Raw genomic sequence first — 17,056 nt, 5'->3', positions numbered from 1 at the left:
TTTAATTCTAAAAATGATTTTAGATTAAAAGAAGGCTTCTTATTTTTACACTAAATATTAGTTGAATGAAAATAATTATATCTCCTGCAAAATCATTAGATTTTGAAACAAAAGCAAACACTAATTTATACACACAACCACGTTTTTTAGAACAATCAGCAAAACTGAATAAAAAACTAAAAACACTTTCTAGAAAAAAGTTAAGTGACTTAATGAAAATTTCTGATGATTTAGCTAATTTAAACTATGAAAGAAATCAAAATTGGCAAACACCATTTGAATTAGAAAACGCAAAACAAGCCATTTTTTCTTTTACGGGTGAGGTTTTTAGAGGGATAGATGTAACTACATTGGCAGAAGATAAATTGCCAGTTTTACAAGAACGACTTCGTATTTTATCAGGATTATATGGATTGTTAAAACCTTTAGATTTAATTCAGCCTTACCGTTTAGAAATGGGAACGAAGTTAAAAGTAGGTCGTACTGAAAATTTGTATAAATTTTGGAACAATGAGTTAGTAGATTCTTTAAATAAAGAACTAGCAGATGATGAGTTGCTGGTAAATTTAGCAAGTACAGAGTATTTTAAAGCGTTGCCTAAAAAAGTACTAAAAGTGCCAATGGTTACTCCTGTTTTTAAAGATTTTAAAAACGGACAATATAAAACAATTATGACCTTTGCTAAAAAAGCACGTGGTTTAATGGTTCGTTATATAATTGAAAACGAAATTGAAACCATAGATGGTTTACAGGGCTTTAACATTGATGGTTATTTGTTTTCAAAAGAAATGTCATCAGAAAACGAATTGGTTTTTACACGTTAATATTTAATTGACGCATTTTTTTATTATGCGTCAATTATTTTAACAAGCGGCCAAACCAACAGTAATAGCTAAGCCACCTTCAGAAGTTTCTTTATAGTTTCGGTGCATATCTTTAGCTGTTTCCCACATGGTATCAATTACCTTATCTAAAGGCACTAAAGAATTTTTAGGATCTGTTTCTAAAGCCATCTCAGCAGCATTAATTGCTTTAATAGCTCCCATTGCATTACGTTCAATACAAGGCACTTGCACTAATCCACCAATAGGGTCACAGGTTAAACCTAAATGATGTTCCATTGCTATCTCGGCAGCAACCAAACATTGTGCTGGTGTACCACCTAAAAGCTCGGTTAGTGCTGCTGCTGCCATTGCAGATGAAACACCTATTTCTGCCTGACAACCTCCCATAGCTGCTGATATTGTCGCATTTTTCTTAAAAATACTTCCTATTTCGCCTGCAACTAATAAGAATTTTTTAATATGTTCAAAATCAGCTTTATGGTTTTCAATTACTAAATAATACATTAAAACAGCGGGGATAACTCCAGCACTTCCATTGGTAGGAGCGGTAACAACCCTACCTAAAGCAGCATTTACTTCATTTACAGATAAAGCCAAACAGCTTACCCATTTTAAAATTTCACGAAACTTTACTTCGGTACTTCTAATGGCAGTAATCCATTCATCTTGATTTGTGTAATTAGCTTTTTTTATGAGTTTTTTATGCGTGTCAAAAGCTCTTCGTTTTACATTTAATCCGCCAGGTAAAACACCTTCGGTATGACAACCGATATACATGCATTCTAACATGGTTTCCCAAACTCGTTTTAATTCGGTGTCTATTTCGGTAGAAGATTTTAAAACAAGTTCGTTTTGATAAACAATGTCAGATATTTTTTGTTGCTCTTTGTCGCAGTATGCTTCTAATTCGGTAGCTCTGTTTATTGGAAAAGGAAAGTTTTGTTTATTAATTTCAGTATCAGAAGGAGTGGTTACTTCTTCTTGAATAACAAAACCACCACCGATAGAGTAGTAGGTTTCGGTAGAAACTTCTTTTCCTTTAGTAAAACCTCGAAAGGTTAATCCGTTAGAATGAAAAGGTAAAAAATCTTTGTTAAAAACAATGTTTTCGGTTGAAAAAACGAGTTGTTTTTCTGCATTAAAATTTAAACGATTCGTTTCTTTTATTTTACTGATAATAGTGTCTATATTTTCAACAGGAATATATTCTGGATCCGTACCACTTAATCCTAATAATACTGATAAATCAGTAGCGTGTCCTTTACCTGTTAGTGATAAAGAGCCATATAAATCTATTCTAATACCATCAATGTTGTTAAAAAGAGTATTTTTTTTTAACTTTTCAATCCATTGTTGGGCGGCTCTCCATGGACCTAAAGTGTGTGAGCTTGAGGGACCAACGCCAATTTTTAGCATGTCAAAAACACTAATAAATTGCGACATAAATATAGTTTGTTTGTTGTGGCTAAAATAAAAAAAGTCCTGTATTAAAATCAATACAAGACTTTTTTTTATGAAAATAGTAAATTTTACATTCCGTAAACAGCTTCTTTATCAAATTTTTTAGCTAACATATAATAAACTACAGCACGATATTTGTTTCTTTCAGATCTTCCAATTCTTTCCATAACTTCATCAATAGCCTTATCTAATTCAGGGCTATCAGCTAAACCTAATTTTTTCATTAAAAAATTTTTCTTTACTGTTTCTAGCTCTTTAGCATCAGTACCAGATACAGTTTCAGCGTCTTTTTTGTAAATAGAAGGACCTAGGCCTTTAGTAACAGCTTTTAATAAATCTGTGTTAGAGCGAATATCTCTATCGTCCATAAATTTTTTATACAACTCTACTTTTTCGTCAAATTTACTCATGATTTTTTTTATTTTTTATTAGATATAAGTTTTTGTAAAACTTTAGTTATTCCAAATATAGAAAAATAATTGGTTCTTTCAAACAAGAAAAATAAAAGAGATCATACGTATATTATTGTTAATTAAATTGTTGAAAACAAAAATTGGTAATAGTGAAAAACTCTTATTCTTGTAGTAAATTTATATATACATGAAACATGTAACTTATGTCGATATTGAAATTTGAGTCTATGTTGAAAACCAACGATGTATATTTTTTTGATGCTGTTGAGTTTGAAACAATTATTGAGCATTATTTAAATATAGCAAAACATTCGTTGGCAAAAAAAGCTGTACAGTTAGGTTTAGAACAGCACCCTACTTCAATTCAATTGAAATTAATGAAGGTAGAGATTTTAATTTTTGAAAATAAACTACAAGAAGCAGTTAAAATGTTAACTGATATTGAAGCAATAGAACCTCATAATGATGAAGTTTTTATTCAAAAAGCATTAATTTTATCTAAAAAAAAGCAACATATAAAAGCGATAAATGTTTTAAAAGAATCATTATCATATGTTGAGGATCCTGCTGATATTTGGTCAATGTTAGGTATGGAGTATTTATATTTAGATGATTTTGAAAATGCCCGATTAAATTTTGAGAAGTGTGTAGCTGAAGATTATGAAGATTACTCGTCTTTATATAATGTTGTGTATTGTTTTGATATGCAAAAAAAACATATTGAGGCAATAAAGTTTTTAAATGAATATGTAGATGTTAATCCTTATTGTGAAGTGGCTTGGCATCAATTAGGAAAACAATATTCTGAATTAGAAATGCATAAAAAGGCACTTAGGGCTTTTGATTTTTCTGTGTTGATAGATGAAAGTTTTATTGGAGGGTATTTAGAAAAAGCAAAAACATTAGAAGAGTTATGTCGTTATGAAGAGGCAATTAGTAACTATTTAATTACCCTTGAATTAGATGATCCTACTGCTTTTGCCTACATAAGGGTAGGTAAGTGTTATGAAAAATTAGATACTATTCATACAGCAATACATTTTTATAAAAAAGCGGTTCACGAAGATCCTTTATTGGATAAAGGTTGGATGCTGTTGGCAAGTGCTTGTTATAAAGATAATGACTATCAAAAAGCATTGTATTATATTAATAAAGCAATACAGATAGATGAAATAAATTCTTTTTACTGGAAAATATATGCTGACATTAATTTGAAGCTAAATTTTTATGAAGAAGCTGTAAAAGCTTTTTATACCGCAGTTAGTATAGAAGAGCAAGAGGTAGAAGTTTACATTACATTGGCAGATGTTTTATTGTTTTTAGGGAATTTTAATGAAGCTTTAAAAGTGGTTGTTAAGGCAAAAAAAATATATAAAGAATTTGCTGAGATAGAATATCGCTTGTGCGGGTTATTCATGATTTTAGAAAAGGAAGATTATGGTTTAACACATTTAAGAAATGCAATAGCGATTAACTACGAATATCATACAATTATTAAAGAATTATTTCCTACCGTTTTTGAAAACGAAAAAGTTCAAATCATATTATCAAGTTATAAAAAAGCCTTAAAATAAATTTATCTTAAGGCTTTTTTTTTGTTTTTAAGAGATGTATTTCCAAATTCTCCTCAAAATATATATACATAGTAAGGTAACTATTGATAGCGTGATAGCTAATAACATTTTACCATAAATAAAGTTACCTGTTGCAAATAGGAAGCTGTAAACACCAATAGTACCTGTAATAAAACCTACTATTTTAGCACCAATATTTTTAAACTTACTTTCTCCGTCAAAAATTAAGTTTTCAAAATTTGCAATAGTTTCAGGGGTACTAGGCTGTGTTAAAAGTGTTACTGTAACCCATCCGATGGTTGTTATGATTACTCCTATAATTAATTGCCAGTATCCTGCGATTTCAACCATTGGTGTTTCCATTTTTCCATTAACAAAAAAGAAAACAGCAATAATAAAAGAAATAGCCATTGCTGCAATTTCACTATACGGATTTATTCTACTCCAAAACCAACGTAAAATAAATAACAATCCAGTTCCGGCTCCAATTTGTAATAATAAATCAAATACATCTTTTGCAGATTGTAAGTAAAAAGAAAATAATGCGGCAAATAACATTAATAAAACCGTTGATACTCTACCTACAACAACTTTTTGTTTTTCAGAAGCATCTTTATTTATAAATCGGCTATAAAAATCGTTTACTAAGTATGAACTACCCCAGTTTAATTGCGTTGAAATAGTACTCATAAAAGCAGCAATTAATGAGGTTAATACAATACCTAACAATCCGGCAGGTAAATAAGTCATCATAGCGGCATATCCAACATCATGTCCTTGCATGTCTGCTGATAAACTTGGAAAAGCTTGGTTCATGCTATCTAAACTCGGAAAAATGATTAATGAAGCTAATCCAACAATAATCCATGGCCAAGGACGTAAAGCGTAGTGTGCAAAGTTAAAAAATAAGGTTGCCCAGGTTGCGTTTTTTTCATCTTTGGCAGCTAACATACGTTGTGCAATATAACCACCTCCACCAGGTTCGGCACCAGGGTACCAAGTACTCCACCATTGCACTGCAAACGGAATTATAAATAATGTAATTAAAGCTTCAGTATTAGAAAAATCAGGAAAAAAAGCTAGTTTATCGCTTACATTTGGATGGCTTAATAAATTAGATAATCCATTTATTTCTGGTAAGTCTAAAATGTAAACAGTTGCCCAAACTGAACCGACCATCGCTATTAAAAACTGCACAAAATCAGTCAATAAAACACCTTTCAATCCTCCTAAAGAAGAGTATATTACAACAATTATCGATGAGTATAAAAGCATTTCACCTTGCGAAATACCTAATAAAATGTTGGCTATTTTAGCTCCCGCTAAACAAACACCCGCCATGGTAATAATATTAAAAATTACCCCTAAATAAATAGCTCTAAAGCCCCTTAAAAAACTTGCCATTTTACCAGAGTAACGCAACTCATAAAATTCTAAATCGGTGCTAATTCCAGATTTTCTCCAAAGTTTAGCATAAAAAAAAACGGTCAGCATTCCTGTTAGTAGCATTGCCCACCAAACCCAGTTACCTGAAACACCATTTTTTCGGACTAGTTCAGTCACTAAACCAGGAGTGTCAGCAGCAAAAGTGGTTGCAACCATTGAGACTCCTAATAACCACCAAGGCATGTTTCTACCAGATAAAAAGAATTCAGCACTGCTTTTTCCTGCAGATTTTGAAGCCCATATACCAATGAGTAATGAGAGAATGAAAAAACCGATGATGATTGAAGAATCGAGCAAGCCTAAGTTGATCATTTATTTTAAATTTTAGATTTTAAATTTAGGGAAGTTGAACACCTTTGTGTTAATAAATTCTACTAACAACGTTATTTTTTTGTTAAACAACATTTAAATAAAGAGATTCATTTTATTCGTCGTTTGTCTTTAAAATAATTTGCTTGGTGATGTTTAAATACTTTCGTCCGATAGGGATTCTTTTATTATTGATGTTTAAAGAGTTTCCTTCAATATAATTAACTTTATCAGAGGCAATAGTGTAAGATCTGTGTATTCTTAAAAAATATTCACTTGGTAATTCTTCAGTTATACTTGTTAGGGATTTGTGTACAACGTAATTGTTTTCTATTGTGGTAACTTTTATATAGTCTTTTAAACTTTCAATATATAAAATGTCGTTATGTTTTATTTTAACGAGTTTTTTATCAACTTTTAAAAATATGTGAGAGTTTTTGGTTATTTCTATATCCGTGTTATTACTTTGTATGCGTTGGGTTAGTTTGTTAATGGTTTTTAAAAATCGAGGAAAAGGAATTGGTTTTACAAGGTAATCTAAAACATCTAAGTCGTATCCTTCAATAGCAAATTCTCGATAAGCAGTAGTAATTATTACGTATGGTTTTATTTTTGTATTTCGTAAAAATTCTAACCCGCTCATTTTAGGCATGTTGATATCTAAAAAGATGACATCTATTTTATTACTTTCAATAGTATGCATCGCTTCAATAGGATTGTTAAAAGTATCAACAATTACGATGTTTTTAAATTCCTGTAAATGATTTTTAATAACCTTTATAGCTAAAGGTTCGTCGTCTATAATAACACAGTTTATGTTCACTTTTTTATTTTTAAGTTAAAGGAATTTTAAGGTTTACGGTAAATTTTTTTACCTTTTTTTGAATATTTAAACGATAGTTGTTTTTATAAATAAGGTCTAGTCTTCTTTTTGTGTTAGAATTTCCGACACCTCCTTTTAAATTATTATTCATAAATACATTGGTATCATCAATTGAGTTTTCGATGTTTAAAATAAGAAAATCATTTGATTCTTTTTTTACTTTAATACAAATATAAAAATCGCTACTATTTTTGTTACCATGTTTAAAACAGTTTTCAATATAAGATAGAAAAATTAAAGGAGGAATTTTTACGTCATTAATATTTCCTTTTATATGAATATCTATTTTTGAATTTTCATGACAACGTAAAAGCTCTAAATCAACATAATTTTGAATATACTTAATTTCATCTAATAATTTCACCTTACTTTTTTTTATATCATAAATAACATATTGCATAATGTCTGATAATTTTAAAACAACATCAGGAGCAAGGTTAGATTTTTCTAGAGTTAAAGCGTATAAATTGTTAAGAGTGTTAAAAAAAAAATGAGGTTGTATTTGAGATTTTAAAAAGTTTAATTCACTTTTTAAATGCTCTTTTCGTAAGGTTTCTATTCTGTTTTTTTGATTAATCCAATCTATTGTTAGTTTTATGGCAGTAGCTAAAGCAAGAACATAAAGTTCGCCAATAGTAACTGCTGTAATATGATTAAAGGTAAAAGCTTGTTGATATAGTTCTGTTTCAGGCCAAATATTTTTGGTAACCAATATATAATTTAAACCTGTTCTAACCATATAAAGCATACCTAAAGCTAAAAGCAATAAAGCAACATAAGTTTTATACTTTTTGGTAATTAAGTATTTAGGTATAAAAAAATACACGTTTGTATAAACTAATATAATATGTAAGGGAAATTCAACTAAATTTGATTTTAAAGAATACCAATAATCATCAAAATAGCTACCCCATCGTACCACGTTAAAAACAAAATAACTTAACCAAAATATAATATGGTGTTTTCTTGAAATAGTTCTGTTGCTTTTTTTATTTAATATTTTATTGGGCATTTATCTTTTAATGTGTTGAAAAAAGCAGAAAAATAATTTTTTTTTAGTAATAAACAATAAGAAAATTTATAGAATTGTCATTTTTATAAAAAACATGTTGTTTGTTCTTGTTTTTAAGTCGTTCGTATATTTTTTTTTAAAGTCTTTTTTTATTTAACCTAAATTTAACAAAACAAATAATTAACTTTTATTTTATGAAAAAAATTAAAAACCTGTTATTCTTTTGTTTTTCGTTGATGTTAACCTACAACTCGTTAGCACAAGAAAAAACAATTACAGGAACAGTAATGTCAGCCACTGACAAGGAACCTTTACCAGGTGTAAGTGTAGTAATAAGCAATACAACTAAGGGTGCTGAAACAGATTTCGATGGAAAATATAGTGTAAAGGCTGCCAAAGGAGATGTTTTAGTCTTTTCGTTTGTAGGTATGAAAACAGCATCGGTAACAGTAGGAGATGCTAATGTTGTTAATGTGTCATTAGAAAATGATAACGTCTTAGATGAGGTGGTTGTAACTGCTTTAGGTATTAAAAAAGAAAAGAAAGCGCTTACTTATTCTGCACAAGAAGTAAAAGGTGATGAATTAACCAAAGTAAAGCAAACAAATCCTATTAATAGTTTGTCAGGTAAATCTGCTGGGGTTACTATTACAAGAAGTTCTTCTGGTTTAGGAGGGGCTGCTAAAGTTGTTTTAAGAGGTAATTCTTCTACAACAAACAATGATCCTTTATATGTTATTGACGGTGTGCCAATGTTAAATAGTGGTAATGGTTCTAACGGATCAGAGCCAGGAACTGATATTTTTGGTAGTCAAACAGGAAATAGAGATGGTGGAGATGCTATGTCTTTAATTAATCCTGATGATGTTGAGTCTATTACGGTATTAAAAGGTGCGTCAGCATCAGCTTTATATGGTAGTCAAGGAGCAAATGGTGTAATTTTAGTTACCACAAAAAAAGGTAAAGAGGGTAGATTGTCAGTAAACGTATCATCTAGTTTTACGGTTGATAATGTAATGTCTTTGCCTAAGTTGCAATCAGAATATCAATCAGCTTCTGTTGGAGGTGCGATTGCTGAAAATGGTAATGTAGCAGATCCTAAATCATGGGGGGCAAAAACTGCAGGATTATCTAATGATGCTAAAAGTTTTTTTAATACGGGTTATACAGCAATCAATTCAATAGCTTTAACATCGGGTAACGCTAAAGTACAAACATACTTTTCTTATGCTAATACCTTAGCAGAAGGAGTAATACCTCAAAATAAATTAATTAAAAACAATGTAACGTTAAGAGAAACAGCTAAGTTTTTAAATGATAAAATTGATATTTCAGCTAGTATTAACTTGTCGGATCAAAGAATTAATAACAGACCTACCAATGGTTTGTATGCAAATGCATTAACAGGTGTTTATTTGCATCCTGTTGGAATTGATAGAGATATTTACAAAAATAAATTTGAGTATTTTAATCAAGTAACGAATATGATGGATCAATATACGACCTCATTTGATGAGAATATTCAACAAAATCCATATTGGTTAGTTAATAGAAATTTAAGTAAAGATGTTGCGCAAAGAATTTTAGCAAATGTGTCTGCTAAATATCAAATAACAGATGATTTTTCGTTACAATCAAGAGTTAGTTATGATAAATCATTTTTTACTTTTGATAAGAGAGAGTATGCAGGTACAGATCCTGTAAATTCTGGTGATAATGGAAGATATGTGTTAGAAAAAACTGAAAACACACAACAGTATGTTGATTTAATCGCAAATTATTCTAAGGATTTTTCAGAAAATATAAGTTTTACAGGATTGTTAGGTACTAGTTTAACTAAGTATACTATTGGAGATCAAGTTTTATTAGATTCAGGAAGAGACGGAATGGGATTAAATTTCCCTAATGAATTTACAATAGCAAATTTTGCAACAACTAATAATATTAGACAATCAGTAGGAAATAGAGAAGTACAATCTGTATTTGCATCAGCAAACTTTGGGTACAAAAAGAGGCTGTTTTTAGATATAACAGGTCGAACAGATTGGTCTTCTACATTAGTAAACACAGAGTCTACCTCGTTTTTTTATCCATCAGTAGGTTTAACAGGGGTTTTATCAGAAATGTTTGAAATGCCAGAAGCAATTAATTTTGCAAAAGTTAGAGTTTCTTATGCTGAGGTGGGTAAAGATATTCCTGTTTATGCAACGATACCTTTAAATTCAATAAATCAAACAAATACCTCTGTAAGTTCTCCAACTTTTGCTCCAATTGAAGGGGAAACATTAAAACCAGAAAGACAAAAAGCGTTTGAAATTGGTACAGAATGGCGATTTTTAAATAATCGTTTAGGTTTAGAATTAACATATTATAATACTAAAACTGAAAATCAAATATTTTTTATTCAAGCGGCACCTAATCCAAACGGATATTCACAAAATATCGTAAATGCGGGAGAGATATCAAATAAAGGTATCGAATTAGTATTAAATGGTAAGCCTATTCAGAATGATAATTTTACATGGAATTCAGCATTGAATTTTGCACAAAATAAAAATGAAGTAGTAGCAGTACATCCATCACTACAGAACGGAGAAGCTATTATTACAGCAAGAGGTGTTAATGGTTATGAGTTTTCATTAATTGAAGGAGAAGACTTTGGTAGTATTAAAGGACGTTCTTTAGTAAGAGATGCTAATGGAGTGCCAGTAGTTAATGCATCAGGAACTTTAGAATCTACTGATTTTGAAACAATAGCTCATGCGCAACCAGATTTTACTTTAGGTTGGAGTAATACTTTTGATTATAAAAACTTTACGTTTAGTTTTTTAATTGATGGTAAATTCGGAGGAGATGTAGTAAGTGTAACAGAAGCTGTAAATGATAAGTATGGTGTTTCACAAGCAACTGCTGATGCTAGAAATATTAATGGAGGAATGATTAACGTTGTGGATCAAGCAGGTGTTGGATCTCAAATTACTGCACAGAGTTATTATAATACAATAGGTGGTAGAGATGGTATGTTAGGCGAGTATGTGTATGATGCGACTAATGTAAGTTTAAGAGAATTATCTATTGGATATAAACTACCTGTAAAAAATGATTTCTTTAAAAGTGTAAGATTATCACTAATAGCAAATAATTTATTCTTCTTTTACAAAGAGGCTCCATTTGATCCAAATATTTCTGCAAGTACAGGTATAGGTTTGCAAGGGGTTGATATTTATAATCAACCATCAACAAGAAGTATTGGAGTTAATGTTAATATAAACTTTTAAGAAATGAAAAAAACAATTAAATATATACAGCTATTAATAGTTTTAGTTATTGTTAATGCATGTACAGATGATTTTACAGGGATTAATACCGATCCAAACAAAATATCTAACGAAAGTTTAACGCAAAGAAATAACCATATCGGATCTAGGTTTTCACCAATGTTCTCAAATGTAATTCGTGTTGAACCAGCTTGGAATTATCAATTGCAACAAAATTTAAGTGCAGATATTTTTTCTGGTTACATGGCTTCTCCAACTCCGTTTGCAGGAAATATAAACAACCAGACTTATGCTTTAGTTAATGGATGGAATGGTTTTATATGGACGGATGCTTATGACGCGGAGAATGGGAACGGAGTGATGCCTTATGCTAGGGGTATAAAAGAACAGGTTGAGTTAACAAACTCAGCAGGTGGAGAGAAATTTATCTTTTTAGCAAACATTATTAAGGTAATGGCAATGCATAGGGTGTCTGATAATTTCGGGCCAATACGATATTCAAAATATGATGATTATGCAACTACCGGAGAGTACGATTCTCAAGAAAATGCATATAAAGCTTTCTTTGCAGATTTAGATGAAGCTATAGATGGTTTAAAACAGTATGAAGGAGATGTACAATTTATTCCTTTTGACGAATCTAATTTAGGAGGAGATATTGCATTATGGAGAGCTTTTGCAAATTCAGTACGATTGCGATTAGCTATTAGAGTTTCTAAGACAGATCAAGCTTTAGCAAAAACTGAAGGAGAAAAAGCCTTAGCAAGTGATGCTGGTTTTATTACTGAAACAATGACAGTTGATATGGGAGGCTTTACGCATCCAATAGCAACAATTAGTGGGTGGAGAGATATTAGAATGAGTGCGGAAATGGAAGTCATTTTAAAAGGATTTAATGATAATAGAATAAGTGAATATTTTAATATCCCAGTTGATGTGACTTTAAGTGATTATAAAGGGATTCGTCAAGGAATTGATATTACTGCTAAATCTCAGTATGAACATCATTCTGCAATAGGAAATATTGTTACAAATGCTAATAGTAAAGTATGGTTAACAACAGCAGAGGTGTTTTTCTTAAAAGCAGAAGCAGCTTTAAGAGGTTGGGCAGGAGCCGGAGATGCTAAAATGAATTACGAAGCAGGAGTAAGAGCTTCTTTCATGCAGCATGGTTCTTCGGGAGTAGATGCTTATTTAGCAGATAATACAAGTACACCAAACGATTTTGTAGATGCGTTAAATAATGCAAATGATATAGCGTATGCAAGTGATGTAAAAGTAGCTTATAACGATGCTGGTTCTAATGAAGAGCAGTTAGAGCAAATAATTACTCAAAAATGGATTGCAATGTTTCCTGATGGGCAAGAAGCTTGGTCAGAATTCAGAAGAACAGGATATCCAAGAGTTTTCCCTGTTGTTGTAAATAATAGTGGAGGAGATATTGATACCAATATTCAAGTGCGTCGTATTAACTTTGTAGATATTGAAAAGAATACTAATGGAGCAAATGTAACAACCGCTGTTGGGTATTTGAATGGTCCAGATAATGGAGGTACAAGACTTTGGTGGGATACCGGAGCATCAAATTTTTAAGTAGCACACTGTTTTTTTATTTGAATAATACAACCAGAAGTACATCATGTATTTCTGGTTGTTTTTTATGCCTTTTTTTTAGCTTTTAGTCGAAAAAGTTAGCAAAAAAAAGAGATAGCCATTAAATTTACTAAAAACAAATACGATGATTAAAGACGTACAAATATATAATCACCAAAGTATAGTATATCAACCTGCAGGTCAATTTGAGGAGACTCGTTATGAGAAAAATCATAATATAATTTTTAACAATTCTCTTGAAGCTTCAAAGATTGTAGCTAATGAAATAGCTGAGCTGATAAAACAAAAAGAGAGCGAAAATAAAAAATGCGTTTTAGGTTTAGCAACCGGATCTTCACCTATTAAAGTATATGAAGAGTTAGTTCGCTTACATAATGAAGAGGGATTGAGTTTTGCCAATGTAGTTACTTTTAACTTAGATGAGTATTGGCCAATGCAACCAGATGATGTGCAGAGTTATCATTATTTTATGCACGAACATTTATTTAATCATATTGATATATTACCAGAAAACATCAATGTTCCAGACGGTACAATAAAGGCAGAAGAAATTCATCAATATTGTGTAGATTATGAGTTGAAAATAAAAGAATCAGGAGGGTTAGATTTTCAATTGTTAGGTATTGGTAGAACTGGTCATGTAGGTTTTAATGAGCCAGGATCGCATTATAATTCAGGAACAAGAAGTATAACCTTAGATCATATAACACGACAAGATGCAGCACCTAGTTTTTTAGGGATAGATAATGTACCTAGAAAAGCAATAACCATGGGTATTAATACCATTAGAAACGCAAAGAGAGTTGTGTTGCTAGCTTGGGGTATTAACAAAGCTGCAGTTATTAAAGAAACAATTGAAGGAGAAATAACATCGCAAATACCAGCTAGTTATTTACAAAAACATAAAAATGCAACTTTTATTCTTGATGCAGAAGCATCAACAGAGTTAACAAGAATTAAAACACCTTGGTTAGTAACATCATGTGTTTGGACAGAAGAATTAAAGAAAAAAGCAGTGTTTTGGTTAAGTGAAGAAGTTGATAAACCAATTTTAAAACTTACTGATAAAGACTACAACCAGCACGGTATGTCTGGTTTATTATCAGAAGAAGGGGGAAGTGCTTATGATTTTAACATAAAGATATTTAATAAGTTACAACATACAATTACAGGTTGGCCAGGAGGTAAGCCAGATGCAGATGATAGTAATCGCCCTGAAAGAGCAACACCCTCAAAAAAACGAGTACTTATTTTTAGTCCGCACCCAGATGATGACGTTATTTCTATGGGAGGAACATTTGATCGTTTGGTTGAACAAGGTCATGAAGTGCATATCGCTTATCAAACATCAGGTAATATTGCAGTAGCAGACAGCGACGCTTTAAAATTTGCAGAGGTAGCAAAAACATTAACATCAGATCATGAAGGTTTAGATGCGATTATAAAAAGTATTAAAAATAAAACATTAAATCATATTGATTCCCCAGAGGTTAGAATGTTAAAAGGTGGAATTAGAAGAGCAGAATCATTAGCTGCAACAAGATACTTAAGCCTTGAAGATTCGAATGTTCACTTTTTAAACCTTCCTTTTTATGAAACAGGAAAGGTAAAAAAAAATAATCTGTCAAAAGATGATTTAGATATTATGTGTGCTTTGATAGAAGATATTAAGCCGCATCAAATTTATGCCGCAGGTGATTTAGCAGATCCACATGGAACTCATAAAGTGTGTTTAGATGCTTTGTTTGAAGCGATAGAAATACTTAAAACTAAAGAGTATATGAAAGACTGTTGGGTTTGGTTGTATAGAGGAGCTTGGTTTGAATGGGGATCACATGAAATTGAAATGGCAGTACCTATGAGTCCTGATCAGGTAATAAAAAAGCGTCACGCAATTTTTTACCATCAATCTCAAAAAGATGGTGTTATGTTTCAAGGAAACGATGCTAGAGAATTTTGGGTAAGAGCTGAAGATAGAAATAGATTAACAGCAGAAAGATATCATAAATTAGGAATGGCTAATTACGCAGCTATCGAGGCATTTAAAAGATACCACTTTTAAAACAAAAAAAATATAAGATAAGCAGAACAATAGTCGTAAAATTTTCAGAAAAATAATAATAGATGTTAAAAATAATAATAAAAAAGCTTTATATAGTTTTCTTACTTTGTTTCTTAAGTATGACTAGTCAACATAAATTATCAAAAAAATATAATTTAATGCCTTGGCCACAAGAAATAATAGAAAATAAAAATAAGGTAATTGTTGATGAAAATTTTACGATTAGTTTGTCTAAAAAAGAGAGTAGAATTTATGAATATGCAACTAATTTTATTAGAAGAGTAACGAATAGAACGGGTGTTTTTATTAACGAGGGGTTTCCTTTGGTAAAAAAAGAAAAAGCAACGGTTAAAATTACTTTTAAAAATGTAAGTGCTTTAAATTCTGATACAGATGAATCATATATTATTCATGTAAATAAGAGTCAAATTGAGATTGTTGCAAATACTGATATTGGCGCAATAAGAGCTTTAGAAACAATATTGCAATTAGTAAATTTTGATAAAAATTCTTTTTATATAGCTGGGGTTGAAATAAAAGATTCACCTCGTTTTGTTTGGAGAGGTTTAATGATTGATGTTTCAAGACATTTTCAGCCAATAGATGTAATTAAAAGAAATTTAAGAGCCATGGCATCGGTAAAGTTAAATGTTTTTCATTGGCATTTGACAGATGATCAAGGGTTTAGGGTAGAGTCGAAGGTGTATCCAAAATTACAAGAAATTGCAGCCGACGGATTGTATTATACGCAAGAACAAATTAAAGATGTAGTTAATTACGCTACCAAATTAGGAATTAGAGTAGTACCTGAATTTGATGTCCCTGGGCATGCATCAGCAATATTAGCAGCTTATCCACAGTTAGGAAGTAAAGATAATTATGAGTACGGTGTTGAGCGTTTTTCTGGAGTTTTTGATCCAACATTAAATCCGTCTAAAGAAGTTACTTATTTATTTTTAGAAACCATATTTAGAGAAATAGCACCGTTGTTTCCAGATGAATATTTTCATATTGGAGGTGATGAAAATGAAGGGAAACATTGGGATGAAAATATAGAAATTCAAGCATTTAAAAAGAAGCACGATTTAAAAACAAACCATGATTTACAAACTTTTTTTAACATCAGATTAGAAAAAATATTAAAAAAGTTAGATAAAAAGTTAATGGGTTGGGATGAAATATTAACACCATCTTTACCAACTACAGCAGTGATTCATTCTTGGAGAGGAAAACACGAAGGATTAAAACAAAGTACTTTAATAGAAGCTGCTAAAAAAGGATATCAAACCGTACTTTCTAACGGATATTATATTGATAGAATGTTGTCGGTAGAACATCATTATTCAGTAGATCCTATAGGAGATGCGATACTAACTAAAGAAGAGCGAAAAAGAGTTTTAGGAGCTGAGGCAACCATGTGGAGTGAGTTGGTAACTCCGCTTACAATTGATTCTAGAATTTGGCCAAGAACCGCTGCTATTGCAGAACGATTTTGGTCTTCAAAAAAAGTGACAGATGTTGATAATATGCGAAAAAGATTAACTGTTGTTAATGGTCAATTAGAAGAATTAGGAATTACGCATCTTAAAAATAAAGAATTTATTTTAAGAAACATCAGCAAAACAAAAGATGTTACTTCGTTAAAAATATTGACTAATATTTACGAGCCTTTAAAAGTATATTCAAGAAACAAAGGCGGTACAGAGTACAAAACGTTTTCACCATTTACACTTTTTGCAGATGCTTGTTCAACCGATGCTGTAGATGCGATTACTTTTAATAAAGCAACCGAAATATTTTTAAAAGAGGCATCAAATGAAAGTAAAGAAGAGATAATTATTTTACTTCAAAGATGGACTCAAGGGTTTAGTAATTTTTCAACAATACCAAACAATCCGTTATTAAAAAACATAAAAACATCTTATAGTGATTTAAACAACGTCTCCTTATTACTTTTAAAAGTTTTAAAAGAAGGGCAATCTTTTAATAAAAAAGAAAATATGGAACTTCAAAAAACTTTAAAAAAATTAAGTAACCCGCTTGAGGATACAGAGTTAATGGTTTATTCTTCATTAGAAAAATTAGTAAAAAAGTTAACTTGAATGTAACCGATTCATGTTAAGTGAAGGGTAAAGAAATGATATATAATATAAGTTGAT

11 protein-coding genes are annotated in these 17,056 nt (G+C 30.7%); 6 read left to right on the top strand and 5 right to left on the bottom strand.

Annotated elements, in window-relative coordinates:
• The first annotated feature begins 65 nt into the window (after window positions 1–65).
• Window positions 66–824: a peroxide stress protein YaaA gene (gene yaaA / locus BA195_RS07805; protein WP_068704198.1), complete on the top strand. Its 759-nt coding sequence runs from the start codon at window positions 66–68 to the stop codon at window positions 822–824.
• Between the two features lie 39 nt (window positions 825–863).
• Here the strand turns inward: yaaA and BA195_RS07800 are convergent, their stop codons facing one another.
• Together BA195_RS07800 and BA195_RS07795 are read right to left on the bottom strand one after the other, a co-directional pair.
• Window positions 864–2,288 (bottom strand): L-serine ammonia-lyase, encoded by a 1,425-nt coding sequence (locus BA195_RS07800; protein WP_068704196.1) that lies wholly within the window; start codon window positions 2,286–2,288, stop codon window positions 864–866.
• Between the two features lie 86 nt (window positions 2,289–2,374).
• On the bottom strand, window positions 2,375–2,716 hold the full coding sequence (locus BA195_RS07795; RefSeq protein ID WP_068704195.1) for a DUF2853 family protein: 342 nt from the start codon (window positions 2,714–2,716) through the stop codon (window positions 2,375–2,377).
• A 230-nt stretch (window positions 2,717–2,946) separates the two neighbouring features.
• Here BA195_RS07795 and BA195_RS07790 point away from each other — a divergent pair, with 230 nt between their 5' ends.
• Window positions 2,947–4,293 carry a tetratricopeptide repeat protein gene (locus BA195_RS07790; protein ID WP_245662334.1) on the top strand — a complete coding sequence of 449 codons (1,347 nt, stop codon included), beginning with the start codon at window positions 2,947–2,949 and terminating at the stop codon, window positions 4,291–4,293.
• A 27-nt stretch (window positions 4,294–4,320) separates the two neighbouring features.
• Here BA195_RS07790 and BA195_RS07785 read toward each other — a convergent pair whose 3' ends face one another.
• From BA195_RS07785 to BA195_RS07775, 3 genes are all read right to left on the bottom strand, one after another.
• Entirely contained in the window at window positions 4,321–6,051 is a 1,731-nt protein-coding gene (locus BA195_RS07785) for a sodium:solute symporter family protein (protein ID WP_245662333.1), read from the bottom strand.
• Between the two features lie 112 nt (window positions 6,052–6,163).
• Window positions 6,164–6,871 carry a LytR/AlgR family response regulator transcription factor gene (locus BA195_RS07780; protein ID WP_068704192.1) on the bottom strand — a complete coding sequence of 236 codons (708 nt, stop codon included), beginning with the start codon at window positions 6,869–6,871 and terminating at the stop codon, window positions 6,164–6,166.
• 10 nt (window positions 6,872–6,881) lie between these two features.
• A complete protein-coding gene (locus tag BA195_RS07775) occupies window positions 6,882–7,943 on the bottom strand; it encodes a sensor histidine kinase (protein WP_068704190.1) in 1,062 nt (353 codons plus the stop codon).
• A gap of 194 nt (window positions 7,944–8,137) precedes the next feature.
• Between BA195_RS07775 and BA195_RS07770 the strand changes: the two genes are divergently transcribed.
• From BA195_RS07770 to BA195_RS07755, 4 genes are all read left to right on the top strand, one after another.
• A complete protein-coding gene (locus BA195_RS07770; protein WP_068704184.1) occupies window positions 8,138–11,221 on the top strand; it encodes a SusC/RagA family TonB-linked outer membrane protein in 3,084 nt (1,027 codons plus the stop codon).
• A 3-nt stretch (window positions 11,222–11,224) separates the two neighbouring features.
• Window positions 11,225–12,814, top strand: coding sequence for a SusD/RagB family nutrient-binding outer membrane lipoprotein (locus BA195_RS07765; RefSeq protein WP_068704183.1), 1,590 nt, complete (start codon window positions 11,225–11,227; stop codon window positions 12,812–12,814).
• A gap of 145 nt (window positions 12,815–12,959) precedes the next feature.
• Entirely contained in the window at window positions 12,960–14,897 is a 1,938-nt protein-coding gene (nagB, locus tag BA195_RS07760; protein ID WP_068704182.1) for a glucosamine-6-phosphate deaminase, read from the top strand.
• Between the two features lie 119 nt (window positions 14,898–15,016).
• The gene (locus tag BA195_RS07755; protein ID WP_245662332.1) at window positions 15,017–16,999 is read left to right on the top strand and encodes a beta-N-acetylhexosaminidase; all 1,983 of its coding nucleotides are present in this window, start codon (window positions 15,017–15,019) and stop codon (window positions 16,997–16,999) included.
• The last annotated feature ends 57 nt before the right edge of the window (window positions 17,000–17,056 follow it).

The sequence above is a fragment of the Tenacibaculum soleae genome (genome assembly GCF_001693415.1).
In the GTDB taxonomy this organism is placed as follows: domain Bacteria; phylum Bacteroidota; class Bacteroidia; order Flavobacteriales; family Flavobacteriaceae; genus Polaribacter; species Polaribacter soleae.
Note: the sequence above shows the minus strand (reverse complement) of the source record. Positions and strands in the feature narration are given on the sequence as shown.

Coding starts and splice junctions, on each gene's coding strand:
- yaaA (WP_068704198.1), top strand. CDS start 66: ATGAAAATAATTATATCTCCTGCAAAATCATTAGATTTTGAAACAAAA.
- BA195_RS07800 (WP_068704196.1), bottom strand. CDS start 2,288: ATGTCGCAATTTATTAGTGTTTTTGACATGCTAAAAATTGGCGTTGGT.
- BA195_RS07795 (WP_068704195.1), bottom strand. CDS start 2,716: ATGAGTAAATTTGACGAAAAAGTAGAGTTGTATAAAAAATTTATGGAC.
- BA195_RS07790 (WP_245662334.1), top strand. CDS start 2,947: ATGTTGAAAACCAACGATGTATATTTTTTTGATGCTGTTGAGTTTGAA.
- BA195_RS07785 (WP_245662333.1), bottom strand. CDS start 6,051: ATGATCAACTTAGGCTTGCTCGATTCTTCAATCATCATCGGTTTTTTC.
- BA195_RS07775 (WP_068704190.1), bottom strand. CDS start 7,943: ATGCCCAATAAAATATTAAATAAAAAAAGCAACAGAACTATTTCAAGA.
- BA195_RS07770 (WP_068704184.1), top strand. CDS start 8,138: ATGAAAAAAATTAAAAACCTGTTATTCTTTTGTTTTTCGTTGATGTTA.
- BA195_RS07765 (WP_068704183.1), top strand. CDS start 11,225: ATGAAAAAAACAATTAAATATATACAGCTATTAATAGTTTTAGTTATT.
- nagB (WP_068704182.1), top strand. CDS start 12,960: ATGATTAAAGACGTACAAATATATAATCACCAAAGTATAGTATATCAA.
- BA195_RS07755 (WP_245662332.1), top strand. CDS start 15,017: ATGACTAGTCAACATAAATTATCAAAAAAATATAATTTAATGCCTTGG.